The 15,909-nt window shown below is 63.3% G+C and carries 13 protein-coding genes; 11 read left to right on the forward strand and 2 right to left on the reverse strand.

Annotation, left to right across the window (positions count from 1 at the left end):
* Positions 1-2 precede the first annotated feature (2 nt).
* The gene (locus KHO30_RS24045) at positions 3-875 is read right to left on the reverse strand and encodes a GNAT family N-acetyltransferase (RefSeq protein ID WP_211702562.1); all 873 of its coding nucleotides are present in this window, start codon (positions 873-875) and stop codon (positions 3-5) included.
* A 278-nt stretch (positions 876-1,153) separates the two neighbouring features.
* On the opposite strand from KHO30_RS24045, the gene KHO30_RS24050 reads away from it, so the two are divergent.
* The 11 genes from KHO30_RS24050 (at position 1,154) to KHO30_RS24100 (ending at position 13,737) form a co-directional block, all read left to right on the forward strand.
* Positions 1,154-2,644, forward strand: a complete 1,491-nt coding sequence (locus KHO30_RS24050; RefSeq protein WP_211702563.1) for an aldehyde dehydrogenase family protein — start codon at positions 1,154-1,156, stop codon at positions 2,642-2,644.
* Positions 2,645-2,943: 299 nt separating this feature from the next.
* Positions 2,944-3,612, forward strand: coding sequence for a haloacid dehalogenase type II (locus tag KHO30_RS24055; RefSeq protein ID WP_093641185.1), 669 nt, complete (start codon positions 2,944-2,946; stop codon positions 3,610-3,612).
* 54 nt (positions 3,613-3,666) lie between these two features.
* Entirely contained in the window at positions 3,667-4,941 is a 1,275-nt protein-coding gene (locus KHO30_RS24060) for an NAD(P)/FAD-dependent oxidoreductase (RefSeq protein WP_211702564.1), read from the forward strand.
* A 67-nt stretch (positions 4,942-5,008) separates the two neighbouring features.
* Positions 5,009-6,625: an ABC transporter substrate-binding protein gene (locus tag KHO30_RS24065; RefSeq protein ID WP_200651203.1), complete on the forward strand. Its 1,617-nt coding sequence runs from the start codon at positions 5,009-5,011 to the stop codon at positions 6,623-6,625.
* 122 nt (positions 6,626-6,747) lie between these two features.
* Positions 6,748-7,701, forward strand: coding sequence for an ABC transporter permease (locus KHO30_RS24070; protein ID WP_093641177.1), 954 nt, complete (start codon positions 6,748-6,750; stop codon positions 7,699-7,701).
* On the forward strand, positions 7,698-8,654 hold the full coding sequence (locus tag KHO30_RS24075) for an ABC transporter permease (protein WP_093641174.1): 957 nt from the start codon (positions 7,698-7,700) through the stop codon (positions 8,652-8,654). The genes KHO30_RS24070 and KHO30_RS24075 overlap by 4 nt, the downstream gene beginning before the upstream one ends.
* Positions 8,654-10,498 (forward strand): ABC transporter ATP-binding protein, encoded by a 1,845-nt coding sequence (locus KHO30_RS24080; RefSeq protein ID WP_200619188.1) that lies wholly within the window; start codon positions 8,654-8,656, stop codon positions 10,496-10,498. The genes KHO30_RS24075 and KHO30_RS24080 overlap by 1 nt, the downstream gene beginning before the upstream one ends.
* Positions 10,495-10,809, forward strand: a complete 315-nt coding sequence (locus KHO30_RS24085; protein ID WP_054039288.1) for a (2Fe-2S)-binding protein — start codon at positions 10,495-10,497, stop codon at positions 10,807-10,809. The genes KHO30_RS24080 and KHO30_RS24085 overlap by 4 nt, the downstream gene beginning before the upstream one ends.
* Entirely contained in the window at positions 10,794-12,164 is a 1,371-nt protein-coding gene (locus KHO30_RS24090) for an FAD/NAD(P)-dependent oxidoreductase (protein ID WP_200651202.1), read from the forward strand. The genes KHO30_RS24085 and KHO30_RS24090 overlap by 16 nt, the downstream gene beginning before the upstream one ends.
* Complete coding sequence (locus KHO30_RS24095) at positions 12,161-13,330, forward strand: NAD(P)/FAD-dependent oxidoreductase (RefSeq protein ID WP_200651201.1); 1,170 nt, start codon at positions 12,161-12,163, stop codon at positions 13,328-13,330. The genes KHO30_RS24090 and KHO30_RS24095 overlap by 4 nt, the downstream gene beginning before the upstream one ends.
* Complete coding sequence (locus KHO30_RS24100) at positions 13,327-13,737, forward strand: helix-turn-helix domain-containing protein (RefSeq protein WP_093641162.1); 411 nt, start codon at positions 13,327-13,329, stop codon at positions 13,735-13,737. Before KHO30_RS24095 ends, KHO30_RS24100 begins: the two co-directional genes overlap by 4 nt.
* Here the strand turns inward: KHO30_RS24100 and prpR are convergent.
* Entirely contained in the window at positions 13,694-15,670 is a 1,977-nt protein-coding gene (gene prpR, locus KHO30_RS24105; protein WP_200651200.1) for a propionate catabolism operon regulatory protein PrpR, read from the reverse strand. The genes KHO30_RS24100 and prpR overlap by 44 nt on opposite strands.
* Positions 15,671-15,909: the final 239 nt, after the last annotated feature.

Consider the following 15,909-nt stretch of genomic DNA (forward strand, 5'->3'; position numbering starts at 1 on the left):
GATCAGCAGATTGCCTGGTTGATGATGCCGTATTGCAGATAGGGCGCGTCCTTGCCGGCGGCCGCAAGATCGGCCGGCGTGGCATGCCGAACCATTTTGACCACCGTATCCACCCGCGGTAGCCCCAACTGCTCCAGCCATTCGGTCAGCCCGCTCTCGCCCGGCGTATCGATACGCACGAACACGCCTTCGTTCAGCGCGAGCCAGTGGCTGATCAACGCTTTGGCGCGGCTCGAATCTTCCGACTCGGGTGCGACCACCGGTCCGATCGCAAAGCCCCGTCCGAAGCGGCGAAACAGGGCAAAGCCGACCAGTTCGCCGTCGCGATCGAGGGCGATGCCATCGGCGGCGCTCAACAGGGCGGGCAAGACTTCTCCGCGATCCAGACCGCTTGCCTGCGAGGCCAGTTCGACCAGCCGAGCCGTATCGCTCGAACCGAGCGGGCGCAGGCGTTCCCCAGGCGGCAATGAAACGAGGGGCGGCTGAAATGCGGCGCCCTGATGTTGGTCGATCGTGCCGATCGCGCGAAAACCGAGCTTTTCATACAAAGGCTGCCCCGCCGTGGTGGCGTGCAGCAACGTGACCCGGCCGCCGAGTTCTTCCAGCACCAACTCCATCAACTTCCGGCCGATGCCGCGTCCTTGTTGCTCGGGGGACACGATCACCATCCCGAGCGAGGCCCGGTCGGCGCCGTATTTCCAGCACAAGGCCGTGCCGATCACGCCGCTCGCATCTTCCGCGACGAAGCCCACGCCAAGTTGAGCGACGAATCTCCAGTCGTCCGGGCGATGCGGCCATTTGAGCTCGACCGTCAACGCATGCGCGGCGGGGATGTCCTCGTGGGTAAAGCGTCTGTAGGTAATCGGATCGGACACGCCGTACTCCCTGGATGGCTGAAGGCTTACGCCGTCACTTTGTCATTCGGTGCGCGGTGTGACTAGGACGATCTTTTTATCCGGGCCGCTCGAGAGGGCCGCATCGCAAATCGATGCAAAACGCCGCGTTTCATCGTGCATTACAAGCGTGTTCTGCTGCGTGGGGATTTTTGTCGGCGATATATGCCGCGCCTGCGGCTCTACGATTTTGCCATGGCGGCGGCGCGCTCGAGACGCACCGCCCGGGACCCACAGCAGTCACACAGGAAACCCTTCTCATGGACAGCTTCAATCCGGACGACGTCGCGGTTCGCAGCGGGCATTTTATCGGCGGTGAGTATGTCGACGAGAACGAGCACGGCGGTGAGCGCCGCATCGAGGTGGCGCGCCCCTCGGACGGCGTGATCTATGCCTCCGTGCCGGTCGCCGGCGGCGAGATGGTGGACCGCGCGGTGGAGAACGCCTGGCAAGCCTTCAGAACGAGCGGCTGGGCGCGCATGGCGCCGCGCGAGCGCGCGAAGATCCTGCGCCGTTTCGCCGAGCTGGTCGAAGCCGATGCGCCGTTCCTGGGCCGTCTGGAGGCACTCGGTTCGACACGTCCGATTTCTCAGGCAATCGGCTGGGACGTGCCGTTCACCGCCGAGGGCATCCGCTTCTACGCCGAGTTCGCCGATAAGGTGGGCGGCGATGTGGCCGCGACCGATCATGACCACCTCGGCATGACGATCGCCGAACCGTACGGCGTGATCGGGGCGATCGCGCCATGGAATTTCCCGCTGGTCATGGCGTCGTGGAAGATCGCGCCTGCACTGGCGGCGGGCAATGCCGTCGTGCTGAAGCCCTCGGAAATGACGCCGTTCTCGGTGTTGCGGCTCGCCGAACTGGCCGTGCAGGCGGGTGTGCCGGCCGGCATCTTCAACGTGATTCAGGGCGATGGCCGTGTCACCGGTGACGAACTGGTGCGCCATCCGAAGATCAGCAAAGTTACCTTCACCGGTTCCACGCGTACCGGCGCCGCGATCATGGCGGCCTGCGCCAACAGCGGCACGAAGCCGGTCACGCTCGAACTGGGCGGCAAGAGTCCGCAAATCGTGTTCGCCGACGCCCCGCGTCTCGACGACGTAGCGCGCCGGATTGCCGGCGCTATTACCGGCAATGCCGGCCAGGTGTGCGTGGCGGGTTCGCGGCTGCTGGTCGAGCGAAGCCTGGCGGAGCCGCTCGCCGAGCGCATCGGCAAGGTCTTCGCCGAGTTGAAGCCTGGTGCGACGTGGGCCGCGGGCACTACGTTGTCGCCGATCATCTCCGCGCCACAGGCGGCGCGTATCGAAGGAATTGTCGGGCGCACGCTGGAGGCGGGGGCGACACTGCGCTTTGGCGGCGTGCGAGCCGACGTTGGGGCGAATGGTGCGTTCTATACACCTACCTTGCTCACGGACGTCACCGCTCACTCCGAAGCCGTGCGCGAAGAAGTGTTCGGCCCCGTGCTGACACTGCAAACCTTCGACACCGAAGAAGAAGCGCTCGCGCTCGCCCAGCATCCCGAGTACGGCCTCGCTGCCGGTGTGCACACCGCCGACCTCGGCCGGGCGCTGCGCTTCGTACGCGGCCTCGAAGCGGGAACGGTCTGGGTCAACCGCTACGGCCGGACTTCCGACTTCATGATCCCCACCGGCGGCTACAAGCGTTCAGGCATCGGCAAGGACCTCGGTCGCCAGGCTTACGAGGCAAACCTGCGCTTCAAGAGCGTGTTGATCGACTTGCGGCCTTGATGTCAGCAAGGACTCGTAAGCGGAAACCCGTACGCGGTTCTACGGGTTCGGGTTTCATCGGCCCGTACAACGAACCGGCCAGAGCCGAATCCCGCAAAGCCAATACGGACGGGGCTTTCGGCCCGCCCACCGCAGACTGTGCTGCGCAGCGGCCTCAAAACGCATGGTTTGTGTCATCAGCAGCGCCCTAATCAGGAACATCTATGTTTTTGCGCTGATTAAATCTTTAACAGAAGTGAGCGTTATCTGTTTTCGTCACTGAACTCAATGTGGGTTCACCACCACGATAGGACTGCACCATGATCGATTTCGAACCGAAGTACATCACCTTCGACTGCTACGGCACGCTGACCAAATTTCGCATGGCCGACATGACCCGCGAAATGTTCGGCCATGTGCTGCAAGGCGACGATTTGGAGAAGCTCGTTACGTTCTACTCCGGCTATCGTCGTGACGAAGTGCTCGGTGCATGGAAGCCGTATCGCGACGTGGTCGTCAATGCGTTGCGCCGCGCCTGCAAGCGCATGAATGTCGAATTCAATGAAGTGGAAGCCGAGAAGATCTACACGGCGGTGCCGACCTGGGGTCCGCATCCGGACGTACCGGAAGGCCTCTCGCGTCTGGCGAAGAAGTACAAGCTGGTGATTCTCTCGAACGCGTCGAACAACCAGATCCAGAGCAACGTCGACAAGCTCGGCGCGCCGTTCCACGCCGTCTTCACGGCAGAGCAGGCGCAGTCGTACAAGCCACGCATGCAAGGCTTCGAATACATGTTCGACCAACTGAATTGCAATCCGGAAGACGTGCTGCACGTGTCGTCGAGCCTGCGCTACGACCTGATGACCGCACACGACCTGGGCATCAAGCACAAGGCTTTCGTCAAGCGCGGCCACGAACCGTCGACGCCGTACTACCAGTACTACGAAGTCAACGACATTCCGCATCTGGCCGCGGAACTCGGCCTGTAAGCGACGTTTGCACATTGATCGCCTCGCTCATTGCCAATCTCAAGGACAGACCGGATGAAGCTCGATTCCTATTGGCTCGACACCGCACCGCCGCTCGTTTCGGCGTGTGAAGGTCCGGTTGAAGGTCAGGCCGATGTCGTTGTGATCGGCGGCGGCTTCACCGGACTCTCGGCGGCACAGGCCTTGGGCAAGCGCGGCGCTTCGGTGACGGTGCTCGACGCAGGGCGCATCGGCGGCGGCGCGTCCGGGCGCAACGGCGGGCAGGTCAATACCGGCGTCGCGCAGGACTTCGTCGCGCTGGTTGCGCAACTCGGTGTGGAGCGGGCGAGCGCCTGCTACCGCGCGTTTTCGGATGCGGTCGATACGGTCGAGCGTCTGATTCGGGAGGAAAGCATCGATTGCAATTACAGCGCGACCGGCAAGCTGAAACTGGCGTCGAAACCGCATCACCTGGCGCATCTGGAGAAGACGGCGGAGTTGATCCGGCGCGAAGTCGATACGGATATCGAATTAATCGGACGTGAGCGGATTCGCAGCGAGATCCAGTCGGACAGTTTTTACGGTGGGTTACTGCAACGGCACGGCGGCCAGATGCATATGGGCAAATTCACGGTCGGGCTCGCCGATGCCGCGGTTCGTCGCGGCGCGAAGCTGTATGAAAACGCGGCGGTCACCGCGATCGCGAAAGACGGCGGCGGCTTCAAGGTCACCACCGCACGCGGTGAAGTGCGCGCGAAGCAGGTGCTGATCGCCACCGGCCCGTCGCGGCATGGTCCGTTCGGCTGGTATCGGCGTCGTCTCGCGCCGGTCGGTTCGTTCATCGTCGTGACGGAACCGCTCTCGCCGGAACTGTTGGCACAGGTGTTTCCGAACCGGCGCGCGTATACCACCACGCGGTTGATGCATAACTACTTCCGCGTGACGCCCGATTCACGTTTGCTGTTCGGCGGCCGCGCACGCTTCACGGCGTCCGAGCGGCCATCGGACGCGAAGAGCGGCAGGATTCTGCAGCAAGGTCTCGCGGCGATGTTCCCGGTGCTGGCCAATGCGCGCATCGACTATTGCTGGGGCGGCCTCGTGGACATGACCGCGGACCGCCTGCCGCATGCCGGGCAGCACGACGGAATTTACTTCTCGCTGGGTTACAGCGGCCACGGCACGCAGATGTCGACGCACATGGGCCAGGTGATGGCCGACGTGATGGACGGCCACGAAGAGCGTAATCCGTGGCGCGAGTCGGAGTGGCCCGCGATTCCAGGTCACACCGGCAAACCCTGGTTCCTGCCGCTGGTGGGGACGTACTACCGCATCAAAGACATTTTCTATTAATTCTTCACTGTTGCATTTGCCATTAAAAACCACGCTGCTATCCCTGTCACCCTCGCGGAGATGTTCGATGAATAAGGAAACCTCACAATATGACGCTCTTCAACTCGGCACCGAGCTGGAGCGCTTGACGTCAAAAGGCGCGTCGCGGCGCGGCGTGCTGCGCGCGATGGCCGCGGCCGGGATGATGTCGGTGACGGGCGCCGGTCTTCTGACCGCGAGCGGCGAGGCATTTGCGCAAGCGAAGCCCAAGCAGGGCGGCAAGATCCGGGTGGCGACGCAGTCCGCATCGGCCGCCGACACGCTCGATCCGGCAAAGGGCGCGCTCGGCACGGACTATGTCCGCGGCTTCATGTTCTACAACTGCCTGACCGAACTCGATTCGCATCTCGGCGCGAAGATGGCGCTTGCCACCTCGCTGGAGACGACGGATGCGACGGTGTGGGTCGTCAAGCTGCGCCCCGGCGTGCAGTTCCACGACGGCAAGTCGCTCGCACCGGCAGACGTCGTGTACTCGATCATGCGCCATAAGGATCCGGCAACGGCGTCGAAAGCGAAGACGCTCGCCGATCAGATCAAGGAAGTGAAGGCGACGGGTCCGAACGAAGTGACGATCACGCTCGAAGGTCCGAACGCCGATCTGCCGGTGATTCTCGCCACCTCGCATTTCCAGATCATCAAGGACGGCACCAAAGATTTCAAAACGGCGGTCGGCACCGGCCCGTTCAAGGTCAAGGAATTCTCGCCGGGCGTGCGTACGGTTGGCGTGAAGAACGAGAAGTACTGGAAGCCGGGCCTGCCGCATCTGGACGAAGTCGAACTGATCGGCATTGGCGACGAGTCGGCGCGTGTGAACGCGCTGCTCTCGGGTGACGTGCAACTGATCAACGCGGTGAGCCCGCGTTCGACCACGCAGATCAAGGGTGCCGGCGGCTTCTCCGTGCTGGAGACGAAGACGGGTCTGTACACCGACCTGGTGGTTCGCGACGAAGGCGGCATTACCGGCAACGACGATTTTCGGCGAGGCATGATGTACCTGCAGGACCGCGAGCAGATGCGCCGCGCGATCTTCCAGGGGTACGGCGCGATCGGCAACGACCAGCCTATCGATCCGACCAACAAGTACTACCTGGCCGGCTTGCCGCAGCGTACCTTCGATCCGGACAAGGCGAAGTTCCATTTCCAGAAGGCGAAGGTCGGCAGCGCGCCGATCCAGATTTTTGCTTCGCCGGCAGCAGAGGGCTCGGTTGAAATGGCGATGTTCCTGCAGCAGGTCGCGCCGCAAGCCGGTCTGAATCTGCAGGTGTCGCGCGTGCCGTCCGATGGTTACTGGTCGAACCACTGGATGAAGCATCCGCTGGGTTTCGGCAACGTCAACGCGCGTCCGAGCGCCGACGTGATCTTCACCCAGTTCTTCAAGTCGGACGCACCCTGGAACGAAGCGAACTGGAAGAGCCCGAAGTTCGACCAGATGCTGCTTGCAGCACGCGGCGAACCGGATGATGCTAAGCGCAAGAAGATTTACGGCGACATGCAGGTGCTGGTGCATGAAACCGGCGGCGTCGGTATTCCGCTGTTCCAGAGTTCGCTCGATGCCTACACGACGAAACTCAAGGGCCTCGGCTCGATTCCGCTGGCTGGCCTGATGGGCTTCATGTTCGCGGAAAACGTCTGGCTGGATGCCTGAGCCAGTCGTGTCTGACGAGCAGTAACAAAGGGTTTCCAGTCTGACGAACTGGGAAGTCGAACCCGGCAATACGCACGCCGCCTGTTTGCGGCGTGCGGCTTTACCCTTGGAGCCGACTTTCGATGAAAGCACATGCGCAACGACTCATCGCCGCGCGCCTTGGCCTCGCGCTGCTTACGCTACTGCTGGTCTCCGCGGTCGTGTTCGCCATCACCGGGCTGCTTCCCGGCGATGCCGCTCAACAGGCGCTCGGCCAGGCGGCAACGCCGGAAGCCGTCGCGGCATTGCGGCATCAGTTCGGGCTCGACCAGCCGGCGCTGCAACGCTACTTCGAGTGGCTTTTTCATATTGTCAGCGGCAACTTCGGCACCTCGCTGTCGAATAATCTGCCCGTGAGCGAGCTGATCGCCACGCGCCTGCCGAATTCGCTGGTGCTGGCCGGTCTGACGGCGCTGGTCTCGGTGCCCGTGGCCTTGCTGATCGGAATTTCGTCAGCGATGTTCCGCGGTTCGCTGCTCGATCGCACGCTCAACGTGCTTACGCTCTCGACAGTGGCCGTGCCGGAATTTCTGATCGCCACCATCGCCGTGCTGATCTTCGCCGTCAAGCTGCGCTGGCTGCCGGCGCTGTCGTATCTCTCGGAGGTCCATTCGTTCGGCGCGCTGCTGCGCATCTACGCGATGCCGGTGATGACGCTGTGCTGCGTGATCGTCGCGCAGATGGCGCGCATGACGCGAGCCGCGGTGCTCGATCAGCTCAATTCGTCGTATGTGGAAATGGCGGTGTTGAAGGGCGCGTCGCCCGCCCGTGTAGTGTTGCGGCATGTGTTGCCCAACACCATCGGCCCGATTGCCAATGCGGTGGCGTTGAGCCTGTCGTATCTGTTCGGCGGCGTGGTGATCGTGGAATCGATCTTCAACTATCCCGGCCTCGCGAGCCTGATGGTGGATGCCGTCACCAACCGTGACATGCCGCTCGTGCAGGGCTGCGTGATGGTGTTCTGCGCGGCGTACCTCGCGTTGGTGCTGATCGCCGACCTGTGTCAAATCGTATCCAATCCGAGGCTGCGTCGATGATGAGCCAACCTACCAATCCCCACGTTCCTCATGTTCCCCACGCCACTACCGAGCTGTACGACCTGGGCGTCGATGAACCCGTCATCGAGACGCCGGTTGTCGAAACGGCAACGCTTAAGCAGGGCGTGTTGAAACGGCTGGTGCACCGCTTCTCCGTGCTCGGCCTGATCGGTCTCGTGCTGGTGACTTTCTGGCTGATCGTCGCCTTCATCGGGCCGCTGGTTGCACCGTATAAAGGCGGAACGCTGACGTCGACGGAGATTTTTGGCCGCTATAGCGCGGCCTATCCGCTCGGCACCGACTATCTCGGCCGCGATATGTTGAGCCGGATTCTCTACGGCGCGCGCTATACGATGGGCCTCGCGCTGGCCGCTGCCGTGCTCGCCAGTTTGATCGGCACGTTCTTCGGTCTGCTCGCCGCGGTGTCCGGGCGCTGGGTCGATGAAATCCTGAGCCGTCTGTTCGACGCGCTGATTTCGATTCCGAGCAAGGTGCTCGCGCTCGTGGTGATCGCGGCGTTCGGTTCGTCGATCCCGATGTTGACGACTGTTGCCGCTTTGGCCTATATCCCCGGCGCATTCCGTATTTCGCGCTCGCTCGCGGTGAACCTGATGGGGCTGGAGTACGTGCAGGTGGCGAGAGCGCGCGGCGAAGGCATCTTCTATATCGCACGTGTCGAGGTGCTGCCGAACATGATTCATCCGATGCTTGCCGATTTCGGTTTGCGCTTCGTGTTCATCGTGCTGCTGCTGAGCGGGCTGAGTTTCCTCGGTCTTGGCGTGCAGCCGCCGAATGCCGATTGGGGGTCGCTCGTGCGCGAGAACATCGGCGGTTTGTCTGAGGGCGCGCCTGCCGTTCTGATGCCGGCCGTTGCGATTGCGACGCTGACCATCGGCATGAATCTGCTGATCGACAACTTGCGGCGTCGTGGCCGTAGCCATGGAGGTGCATGATGGCGGATCGGGACATGATTGAAGTGAAGGGCCTGCGGGTTGTCGCGGGTGCCGCGCCGGGGCCGGTGACGGAGATCGTCAAGGGCGTCGATTTCTCGGTGAAGAAGGGCGAGGTGCTGGCGCTGATCGGCGAGTCCGGCTCGGGCAAGACGACCATCGCGTTGTCCTTGCTCGGCTATGCGCGGGCAGGATGTTCGATCAGCAGCGGCTCGGTGCGCGTCGGCGAGGTGGATGTCCTGTCGCTCGATGCGAAGGGCCGTCGCGCATTGCGGGCACGGACTGTGGCGTATGTCGCGCAGAGTGCGTCGGCAGGCTTCAATCCGGCGCGCACGATCATGGATCAGGTGACCGAGCCGGCATTGCTGCATCACTTGATGACGAAAGACGCGGCGCGCGCGAAAGCGATCGACCTGTTTCGCGCGTTGGCGCTGCCCGCGCCGGAGACGATCGGCGAGCGTTATCCGCACCAGGTGTCCGGCGGCCAGTTGCAGCGTTTGATGGCCGCGATGGCGTTGATCACCGATCCGGCTGTTGTCGTGTTCGACGAGCCGACCACCGCGCTCGATGTCACCACGCAGATCGAAGTGCTCGCGGCCTTCAAGAAAGTGATCCGCGAACTCGGTACGACCGCCGTGTACGTGTCGCACGATCTGGCTGTGGTCGCGCAGATGGCAGACCGCATCGTCGTGCTGAATGGCGGCGCGGTGAAAGAGAACGGCGTGGTCGCGCAAGTGCTCGATGCGCCGGTGGATACTTATACGCGTCAACTGCTTGCCGCTACGCGCCGTCCGGAAGCGGAGCTGGAGACTCCGAAGAATCTCGGCAAACACATCCCGCCGCTGCTCGAAATTCGCGGACTCTCGGCGGGTTATGGACGTATCGATCGCTTCGGCAATCCCGCCGTGCGCGTGCTCGACGACGTCAGTTTGTCGATCCCGCGCGGCAGCACGCTCGGCGTGATCGGTGAATCCGGCTCCGGCAAGACGACGCTCGCGCGCGTGGTGGCCGGTCTTGTCGACCGTGCGGGCGGCGAAGTGTTGTTCGACGGCAAGCCATTGCCCGCACAACTGTCGCGTCGCACACCGGAGCAGTATCGTCAGATCCAGATCGTGTTTCAGAACGCCGATACGGCGCTGAACCCGAGCCATTCGATCGCCGATATCCTGGGCCGTCCGCTCGCGTTCTATCACCATCTGAGTGGCTCGGCTGCGAAGAAACGCATGCTGGAGTTGCTCGATCTGGTGAAGCTGCCGGCTTCGATTGCCACGCGCACGCCTGCCGGACTGTCCGGCGGTCAGAAGCAGCGCGTGAATCTGGCGCGCGCGCTTGCGGCCGACCCCGCGTTGATCCTCTGCGATGAAGTGACCTCCGCGCTCGATACGGTGGTCGGCGCAGCGATTCTCGACCTGCTGGCCGAATTGCGCCGCGAACTCGGCGTGTCGTACATGTTCATCAGCCACGATATCTCGACCGTGCGGGCGATCTGCGACGAAGTGATCGTGTTGTACGCGGGGCATCGCGTGGAAGCCGGGCAGCGTGACGTGCTCGCGGCGCCGCCGTATCACCCGTACACGGAATTGCTGGTGGATTCGGTGCCCGCTTTGAAACCGGGCTGGCTCGATGCGCGCCGCGAGATCGGTTGTGCCACGCTGCCGGCGATGGGTGAGAGCGCGGATATTCCCGAGTTGTGCGCGTTTCGCGCGCGCTGCCCAGTGCGTATCGACGGAATGTGCAATATGACGCCGCCGTCCCTTAAGAAATTGCCTTCGGGCGCGGAGATTCTTTGCCATCATCCGGCCGCCGAGTTGAATCGCTTGCAGACCGAAGAGGCGGCCCCGGTATGAACGGACGATTTGTGCGACTCGCGGAGACGGGGCGCAAGACGTTTCCGATTACCGTGGACGGTGTCGTGCGCGAAGCCGCCGAGGGTGACACCTTGATGGTTGCCTTGCTGACCGGCGTGAGCACGTTGCGCGATTCCGAATTCGGCGATGGCCGCCGCGCCGGTTTCTGTTTGATGGGCGCGTGCCAGGATTGCTGGGTCTGGACCGCACAAGGCGAACGCATGCGGGCGTGCAGCACGCCTGCGGCGCCGGGCATGTCGATCGTGACGAAGCTGGCCGAAGCCGCGGAGGGTGTATGGCCCCGCGTGTAGTGATCATCGGCACCGGGCCGGCGGGCGTGCGCGCCGCAGAGGCGCTGGTTGAAGCGGGGCTGCGGCCCACGGTCATCGATGAAGGGCGGCGTGACGGTGGCCAGATCTATCGGCGGCAACCGGAAGGGTTTTCGCGTAGCTACGAGACCTTGTACGGCACCGAAGCTGAACGCGCCGCTTCGCTGCACGAAAGCTTCGATGCGCTGAAGGGCAAGATCGATTATCTGCCGGAAACGCTGGTCTGGAATATTTCGCCGAACACCGTGCATCTGGCAAGCGGCACGCGCTACCAGACGCTGAGGTTCGATTCCCTGATCGTTTGCAGCGGGGCGACGGATCGGCTGATGCCGGTCAAGGGCTGGCACCAGGCCGGCACGTATAGCCTCGGCGGCGCGCAGGTCGCGCTGAAATCGCAGGGCTGTGCGATCGGCTCGCGTATCGTGATGATGGGCAGCGGCCCGCTGCTGTATCTCGTTGCCGCGCAATATGTGAAGGCGGGCGCACAGGTGGCCGCCGTGCTCGATACGTCGACGTTCATGCAGCATGTGGCTGCGCTGCCGCGTTTGCTGGCGATTCCCGCCGCGCTCAAGAAGGGGATTGCATTGACGCGTGTGCTCGCAAAGGCTCGCGTGCCGGTTCATCGCGGCGTGCAGCCTTTGGAGATTCAAGGCTCGCCGCAAGAGGGCGTGAGCGGCGTTGTGGTTGCGTTGCCCGGCGGCGAACGCCTGGCGCTGGCGTGCGATGCCGTTGCGCTCGGTTATCACCTGCGTCCCGAGACGCAGCTTGCGGATCTCGCGGGGTGCCGCTTCCTGTTTGACGACAACACGCAGCAATGGCTTCCGCAAATCGACGACGACGGCCGTAGCAGCATCAAGGGCGTCTACCTCGCGGGAGACGGCGCAAGGGTGCGGGGTGCGGACGCAGCCGAACGTTCGGGCCGTCTCGCGGCTTTGGCGGCGTTGCGCGATCACGGCATGCATGTTGGAGGCGTCGAGCAGTTGCGCGCCGAACTCGCGCGTTTCACACGCTTCGCCGCCGGCTTGCGCGAAGCCTTTCCGTGGCCGGCGAAATTCGCCGCGTCCTTGCCGGATGAAACGATCGTCTGCCGTTGTGAAGCGATTACAGCGGGCGAACTGCGTCGTGTGGTGCACGCGACCGGCGCGCAGGAAGCCAATCGCGCCAAGGCGTTTTCGCGCGTCGGCATGGGCCGCTGCCAGGGGCGTTATTGCGGTCACGCGGGCGCTGAGATCATTGCGGCGGCGGCTTGTGTGCCGTTGTCCTCGGTGGGACGGCTGCGCGGCCAGGCGCCTGTTAAACCGCTACCTGTGGCGCTTACCGAAGAGGTGAGCGAATGAGTACGACGACTACAATCGAAGCCGACGTGATCGTGATCGGCGGCGGCATCATGGGAACGACGACCGCCTTCTTCCTGCGTCAGCGTAAGCGTTCGGTGATCCTGCTCGAACGTGGGCTCACGGGACAACAGGCGAGTGGCGTGAACTTCGGCGGCATCCGGCGGCAGGGTCGCGCGTTGCCACAACTGGCGATGGCGAATCGCGCGCTGCGCACATGGCAACGCTCCACGGAACTGCTCGGTGAGGACATCGAGTTTCTGGCGTCGGGGCACACACGTGTGTGCTACCACCAGAAAGACGTGGAGAACTTCGATCAATATGCGATCGACGCCCGCGCTTATGGTCTTGACCTCAAGGTGCTGCACGGCGACGCCATGTTCCAGCGCTTTCCGTTTCTCGGGCGCGAGGTGCTGGCGGCATCGATTTCGCCACTCGATGGCCACGCCAATCCGCGTCTCGCTGCACCTGCGTTTGGTCGTGCAGCCGCGCGGCTCGGCGCCCAGGTGATCGAGAACACCGAGATCGTGCGCGTCGAAAAAGACGGCGACCGGTTTCGCGTGGAGAGCGCACGCGGCGACGTGTATTGGGCCGCGCAACTCGTGATCTGCGCGGGCGCCTGGGCGAGCCGTCTCACCGAACAGTTCGGCGAACCCGTTCCGCTTGTCGCGAGCGGACCGCAGATGGCCGTGACCGAGCCGGTGCCGTATGTGTTCAAGTCGTCGATGGGGGTGTTCACATCGATCAAGGAAGAGAGCATCTATTTTCGCCAGATTCCGCGCGGCAATATCATTCTCGGTGGCGGTCCCGCTGGGCCGGCGGATGCCGTGACGTGCCGCGCATCGGTCCTACCGAGCAATACCGTGCGGCAAGTCGCGCAGTTGCGGCGGCTCGTGCCGGCGATGGCGCCGCTGCATGTGATCCGCGTGTGGAGCGGCGTGGAAAGTTATCTGCCGGACGGTGAGCCGGTGATCGGGCCGAGCAGCAAGGTCGACGGTCTTTACTACGCGTTCGGTTTCTGCGGCTCAGGTTTCCAGATCGGTCCGGGTGTTGGCGAAACGCTGGCCGAGCTCGTCGATACAGGTCGTACGGACATTCCCCTCGACGTGTTTTCCGTTACCCGGTTCGCGAAGCAAGCCGCGCCCCGCTCGACTATCGCGACGTCATGAAACAGTCCATCAGCCTCAATGCCGCCCGGGCGTTTATCGAAGCCCATTTCGACGAGCCGGTGACGCTCGCGCAACTGGCCGCGCTGTCCGCGCTCAGCGTGTCGCGCTTTGCGACGGTGTTTCGTCAGCAGTATGGTTCGTCGCCTTATCGCTATCTGTGCGGGTTGCGGATTCAGCGGGCGCAGACTCTGTTGCTCGAAGGTGTGCCGGGATCGGTCGTCGCCACGGAGGTGGGATTCTTCGATCAAAGCCACTTTGGCCGCCATTTCAAGCGATGCTGCGGAATGACGCCCAGCATGTTCATCGCGCGCGCCGGTGCGAATGCGGCGAAGAATGCTGTGAAGCACGGTGGCGTCGTTCAGGCTACTGCGCCGCGTTCAGCTTCCGCCATAACGTCGTCTTGCTGATGCCGAGCGCCTGGCAAACCGCATCGCGATCGCCGTCGCAGGCGGCGAGGGCGGCGCGGATTTCGTCTGCTTCCACGTGACGGCTGCGCTCGCGTAACGTTAGCGCTGCTTTCTTCGTGCGCGTGTGGGGTTGATCGAAGATTTCAGGTGCGACGGTGCGCAGAACCTCGCGCGTGAAGACGGTTTCTGCTGCGCTGTTTGAATCCGTGCCCGTGCCCATATCCGCATCTGCCAGTTCAACCGCAATCCGCTCGATCACGTTCTGCAATTCACGCACGTTGCCTGGCCACGTGTAACGCTTGAACGGCTCGCTGAGACTAGCGAGAACGCGCTTCGCCGCATCCGCATCGGGCAAGCGAGCCGCCAGTCTCGGCTCACGCGACGCCGCCTGCAGCAACAGTTCGACCGCGAGCGGCAGCAGATCGTTTGGCCGCTCACGCAGCGGCGGCAGTGCGATGCTCAGAATGTTGAGCCGGTAGTAAAGATCGGCGCGAAAACTGCCGACCTCGATGCCCTCGGTCAACGCACGATGCGTCGCCGCGACGACCCGGATGTCCACTCGCGTCGGCTCTGTCGAGCCAAGCCGCACGACTTCACGTTCCTGCAGCACGCGCAACAGCCGGCTCTGCAACGACAGCGGCATTTCGGCGATTTCATCGAGAAACAGCGTGCCGCGGTGCGCCACTTCGATCAGCCCCGCCTTGCCGCCTTTGCGTGCGCCGGTGAACGCACCCTCCTCATAACCGAACAACTCACTCTCGAGCAACGCCTCAGGAAACGCGCCGCAATTGATAGCGACGAAGGCGAAGTCGCGCCTCGCGCTCAGCTGATGCATGCTCTGCGCGACCATCTCCTTGCCTGTGCCGCTTTCGCCAAGAATCAGCACGGTGGCGTCCGATTTGGCGTAGCGCTGCACGAGCGTACGGACCCGTTCGATTGAATCGGATACACCGACGATATCGCCAAGCTGATAACGCGCGCTGAACTGTTGAACGCGTTGCCGCGAGCGCAAGGTGCGGTCGAGCCGTTCGACCGCGCGCGATTCCTGAAACGTCAGCACGGTGCCTGCCGCCGAGCTGCTGCTCGCGAGCGGCCCGCGATGCACGACGTAGCTCGCACCACGCACCGTGCAGAACGTGTCGCCGTCCGCGTCCGGCAAGCTGCCGGCGAGATCCGGCGCGAGATCGAGCAGCGCTCGGCCCACTGCCTGTGCTGCATCGATGCCGAGCACGCTGGCAAGCCGCTGGTTCATCGCTTCGACGCGCCCTTGCGCATCGAGCGCGACGACGCCGTCGCGCAGATGCTGCAGCAGATTGTCGAGCCGTTGACGCCGAACTGTTTCGCGGCGGGTGGCCTGTGCGACTTCGAGTGCGGTATCGAACGCGGCGCGTACCGAGGCGCGTGAATACAGAAACACCGCGCCCATGCCGGCGTTCGCCGCGAGATCAGCGATGAGCCCAGGGCCGACCACGGCCTGGATGCCGCGATCGCGCAGATCGAGAACGACACTCTCCGCATCCTGCGCCGATTGATACGACGCAAATGTCACGTCGATGCCGTACGCGGCGATGAAGCGCCGCACTTCGTCTGGCGTGTTGCCGTGCGTGACGAGTGCGACTTTGGCGCCGTCGCGCCGTGCTCGCGCTAGCGCGTGCATCACGTCGAAGCCGGTTGGGCCGATCAGCACGACCGGTACGCTGACGCGCGTTTTCAGATACGCGCCGTTGGAGCCGCCGGCAATCACGACATCCGGACGCCCGGCGCCGACCGCGTCGATCTCGTGCACGGCGTCTTCGAAGCCATGCGCGACGATGCGCAGATCGGCGCGTTCGACGTACTCGCCGGCAATGTCGAAAAACAGATCACGCAGACGGCTGATGCTGACGGCCCAGATACGAGGGCGCTGCGCGGGGTCGAAGGGGGGCGTGCTCACGGCGGGGCTCGTTGTCTGGAAAGAGGCTGGAAGGGCAGGAAGTCCGCCTATTATGCGCCTTTCGTTTTCGAATTTGAAATCTGAAATTTCATTTATGAAATCAGATGCCGGTATGGCCAGGACATGATTTTTTGTTAAATCAGGCACTTAGCAGCGTACGTTCCCGCATGGCCCATTCTTTGCGTTATAGCCACCGTTTTCACCGGTTCCCGCATCGAAACCCCGCAAGACAAGCTCGG

This window comes from Paraburkholderia aspalathi, assembly GCF_905220735.1.
Classification (GTDB): Bacteria; Pseudomonadota; Gammaproteobacteria; order Burkholderiales; family Burkholderiaceae; genus Paraburkholderia; species Paraburkholderia aspalathi.

Coding starts and splice junctions, on each gene's coding strand:
- KHO30_RS24050 (WP_211702563.1), top strand. CDS start 1,154: ATGGACAGCTTCAATCCGGACGACGTCGCGGTTCGCAGCGGGCATTTT.
- KHO30_RS24055 (WP_093641185.1), top strand. CDS start 2,944: ATGATCGATTTCGAACCGAAGTACATCACCTTCGACTGCTACGGCACG.
- KHO30_RS24060 (WP_211702564.1), top strand. CDS start 3,667: ATGAAGCTCGATTCCTATTGGCTCGACACCGCACCGCCGCTCGTTTCG.
- KHO30_RS24065 (WP_200651203.1), top strand. CDS start 5,009: ATGAATAAGGAAACCTCACAATATGACGCTCTTCAACTCGGCACCGAG.
- KHO30_RS24070 (WP_093641177.1), top strand. CDS start 6,748: ATGAAAGCACATGCGCAACGACTCATCGCCGCGCGCCTTGGCCTCGCG.
- KHO30_RS24075 (WP_093641174.1), top strand. CDS start 7,698: ATGATGAGCCAACCTACCAATCCCCACGTTCCTCATGTTCCCCACGCC.
- KHO30_RS24080 (WP_200619188.1), top strand. CDS start 8,654: ATGGCGGATCGGGACATGATTGAAGTGAAGGGCCTGCGGGTTGTCGCG.
- KHO30_RS24085 (WP_054039288.1), top strand. CDS start 10,495: ATGAACGGACGATTTGTGCGACTCGCGGAGACGGGGCGCAAGACGTTT.
- KHO30_RS24090 (WP_200651202.1), top strand. CDS start 10,794: ATGGCCCCGCGTGTAGTGATCATCGGCACCGGGCCGGCGGGCGTGCGC.
- KHO30_RS24095 (WP_200651201.1), top strand. CDS start 12,161: ATGAGTACGACGACTACAATCGAAGCCGACGTGATCGTGATCGGCGGC.
- KHO30_RS24100 (WP_093641162.1), top strand. CDS start 13,327: ATGAAACAGTCCATCAGCCTCAATGCCGCCCGGGCGTTTATCGAAGCC.